This window comes from bacterium (assembly GCA_021372535.1).
Taxonomy (GTDB): domain Bacteria; phylum Latescibacterota; class Latescibacteria; order Latescibacterales; family Latescibacteraceae; genus JAFGMP01.
The window spans coordinates 1-2646 of record JAJFUH010000140.1; the positions used below are offsets into that span (position 1 = coordinate 1).

At 54.3% G+C, this 2646-nt stretch carries 3 protein-coding genes; 2 read left to right on the forward strand and 1 reads right to left on the reverse strand.

Features of this window, described 5'->3' with window-relative positions; all coding sequences use genetic code 11:
- Positions 1-342, forward strand: a 342-nt coding sequence (locus LLG96_12645) for a hypothetical protein (protein MCE5251057.1), incomplete at its 5' end; no start/stop codon positions are given.
- Positions 343-464: 122 nt separating this feature from the next.
- Here the strand turns inward: LLG96_12645 and LLG96_12650 are convergent.
- Positions 465-1133 carry a DUF1080 domain-containing protein gene (locus LLG96_12650; GenBank protein MCE5251058.1) on the reverse strand — a complete coding sequence of 223 codons (669 nt, stop codon included), beginning with the start codon at positions 1131-1133 and terminating at the stop codon, positions 465-467.
- 445 nt (positions 1134-1578) lie between these two features.
- Here LLG96_12650 and LLG96_12655 point away from each other — a divergent pair.
- Positions 1579-2646, forward strand: a 1068-nt coding sequence (locus LLG96_12655; protein MCE5251059.1) for a radical SAM protein, incomplete at its 3' end; no start/stop codon positions are given.

The following is a 2646-nucleotide window of genomic DNA, read 5'->3' on the forward strand; positions in this document are numbered from 1 at the left end:
GTTGTGGAACCTCTCGGTGTAAGCTGGGACAAAGGCAGGGACTGCATGGCTGTCGTCATGGACCCGTCCGGCCGGTATGTTTACTATTTCCCCGTTGGCGAGGGCGCCCCGATCGTGCAGTACGATGTGAAAACCAAAACGAAAAAGGTGATCTGCTGGCTCCAGGATTACTATCTCGACAAGTACGGCTACTGGATGGATAACTGCTTCGGGGTGAATATCTCGATGGACGGCTCGTTTCTCGTGTTCAACATGAACGGCGAGTTCCGGGGACGCGGCCAGCCGTTCGGGCATCCCTCCCTCGTCGTGGTGGATATACCGGAAAATGAGCGGCGCGAGTGATATGTGAACGGGTCGCGCTTATCGGATAGAGTGCACGGGCACATGAAAAAGGCGGCATGATTCAGCCGCCTTTTCTCTGTCGTGATTGTATTGACCGGAGCATGAAGCCGTTTCGTAACGGGCTATTTCTTCACTTCCCTGATCATGATCTTGCGGAACCAGACCTTGTTGCCCTTGCCCCAGCTCTCGCCCGGATGAACCTGGATGCCGAGATACCCGGTTTCCGGAACGCGGTACTTGCCGTTAACCATCGTGTCCTTGTAGTCTGCGACGAGCGTGTCGTTGATCCATGCCTGAATATGGGCGGGCTGGCCCCAGATTCGGGTGCGGACCTGATTGTATTCGCCCTTCTTCCAGATTTTCTCCCCTTCGGGACAGTGGAGGAGGAATTCGCCGCCGCCCGGGCAGTAGATGGCGCCGACTTCGCCGTTGGGACGGTAATCGATGGTCACCTGGTATGAAAGCACATTGGGCTGTACGCGGAGAAAGATTCCGGAATCGATGGGATAATCGGCCTTGACCTCGGCATAAACCTCATAATCCGAGTACTTCTTCTCGGTGACGAGGAGACCGCCCTTACCCTCGGGGAACTGGTCGCCGGCAATAATGCCTCCGATGACTTCCCACTTGCCGTCATCTCCGCTGTATTCGGTGAGTTTGCGCCAGCCGTTGAGCGTTTTGCCATCGAAGAGGCTGACCGCGCCTTTCGGCGGTTTGGCGCCGAGCACGACGGAGCTGATGATACATACCGGCAGTATCACGGCAAACAACAGCAGCATCGAGCGTTTCATGGATGAACTCCTTTGTGAGGTATGGGAAATTACTCAGTGTCTTTACTACGTTCGTTCACACCCTATAATACATGAATTTGCAGGAATAAAAGCAAGCGGAAAAGCGGTCTGTGAATCAGAAATGCCCATTTAACGTCCTTTTTTATTGCAGATGTTCAATTTTTCCCAGCAGACTGATGGAACTGATTTTCACGGCTGTGAACAGTAAATTCTTGACATTACCGGTGTAAGACCGTTTAATAGCACTAAACAAAAGGGATTGTAACGGTTTTGACCTGCGGGAATACCGGAAAAAGCAGTGAGCCGGCACCTGCGTAATAATGTTCGTACATTAACGGAACTGACCATTTCCGAATGATTACCTCATATGTGCGAATTACTGATATTATATCCTGAAATGAGCACATTAAAAAATCATGCCATAATATAACCATGGAGAAACCCCATGAAAGGCGACGAGTTTTTTATAAAGAGTGCGAACAAACCCCCGTTTTCAAAGCTCCATCCCGCAGTGGCAGGCTTTTTCAAGGATTATCTCGCCTATGAAAAGGTACGGCTGTTCAACGACCGTTATGTCGTAAACACGCATTTCCCGCCATTTCCGAGCCCCGCCTTCGATAACCTCGTCGAGCAATTCGGGCTCATAGGCGATGTCAGCGAACGGCGTCTGTATTCGGTGACGCTTGCGGTGACCAACCGGTGCTCGTACCGGTGCTGGCACTGTTACAACGCCGGGCGGAGTCAGGAGGACATTCCCCTGCCGGTTATCAAGGAGCTTGTCCGCGACCTCCAGAACATGGGTGTCGTCAGGGTCACCCTGACCGGAGGCGAACCCCTGCTCAGGAAAGACCTCGAATCGATAGCGGGGGCGTTCGACAAAAGAGCGAGCCTGAACCTCAACACGACGGGATCGGGACTTACGGCAGAACGGGCCTCCGCGCTCCGTGACAACGGCCTTTTTGCGCTCGGGGTCAGCATCGATTCGGAGAATCCCGAAGAACACGACCGTATGCGCGGCGTAAAGGGGGCATTCACGACGGCGCTCCGGGCGCTCGATCTGGCTTCGAAAAACGGTCTGTATCCCTATATCATTTCGCTGGCGACCCATGAATTTCTCGGCCGTGACCGTTTCATGTCGTTCATGCGGTTTGCCGCCGGTACCGGCGCCCGTGAGGTTCATCTGCTCGAGCCCTGCGCGACGGGGAAACTCGCGGGGAGACAGGATGTTCTTCTCAGAAAAGCCGACACGAACCGTGTCATCGAGTACCAGAAAGAGATCGCATGTGATGACGGTCTGCCGGTGCTTTCGAGCTTTCTCTATCTCGAATCGCCCGACGCCTTCGGGTGCGGAGCCGGTCTGACCCATCTCTACATCGACGGCAGCGGGGAGTTGTGTCCCTGCAATCTCGTACCCCTTTCATTCGGCAACGTCACCCGTGAGCCGCTCAAGGACATCCTTGACAGGATGGGGAGCTGTTTCACGAAGCCGCGAACGGTCTGCGCCGGGCGGACA

Excerpts from the sequence above, each read along its gene's own strand:
- LLG96_12650 (MCE5251058.1), bottom strand. The coding sequence starts at position 1,133 with ATGAAACGCTCGATGCTGCTGTTGTTTGCCGTGATACTGCCGGTATGT.